The sequence below is a fragment of the Aminobacter sp. P4_D5 genome, from assembly GCF_056401815.1.
The window spans coordinates 1-695 of sequence record NZ_JBFUIP010000756.1 but is presented as its reverse complement, the minus strand read 5'-3'; the positions used below and the strand labels follow the sequence as shown (position 1 = coordinate 695).

Below are 695 nucleotides of genomic sequence, written 5' to 3'. Positions count from 1 at the left end.
GCGCCGGCTGGCCGCGATGCCCGCGCCGGATGGGCCCGCGGTGGCTGCCAGCGTGCTGAAGCCGCTGCACGGGGATGAGCCGGGGCTGGCGCGCAACCTCGCGGCGACGCTGGGCCAGAGGCATGCGGCCCCGTGGGAGGTGCTCTTCGGCACCTCGGACCCCGCCGACGCGGCGCGGCCGGTCGCGGACACGGCGATGGGCGCGAGCCCCACACCGGCGCGCTTCCTCGCGGGCGGCGCGGTGCTGGGCGCCAACCGCAAGGTCTCCCAGCTCGTCCACCTGGCGGCCGGGGCACGCTATCCGGCGCTGGTCGTCGCCGATGCCGACATGCTCTGCCCGCCCGACTGGCTGACGGCGGTGACCGCGCCGCTGGCCGACCCCGCCACGGGTCTCGTCACCTGCCTCTATCGCGGCGAGGCCGCCGATGGCGGGGCGTGGTCGCGATTGGCGGCGCTTGGGATCGACTGGCACTTCCTGCCCAACGCGGCGCTCGGTGAGAGCCTGGGAAAGGCACAGGGCTGCTACGGCGCGACCATGGCGCTGCGGCGGGACACGCTGGAGCGGATCGGCGGCTTCGAGCCCCTGCTGCCGCTGCTGGCCGACGACCACGCGCTGGGCGCGGCGGTGCGGAAGCTGGGGCTGCGCGTCGAGGTCTCGCCGGTCATCCCGGTCCACGTCATGCACGAGCCGGATC

At 75.8% G+C, this 695-nt stretch carries 1 protein-coding gene; it reads left to right on the top strand.

From position 1 onward, the window contains the following. Positions 1–52: 52 nt before the first annotated feature. Positions 53–695, top strand: a 643-nt coding sequence (locus AC1DWF_RS34795; protein ID WP_476843031.1) for a glycosyltransferase, incomplete at its 3' end; no start/stop codon positions are given.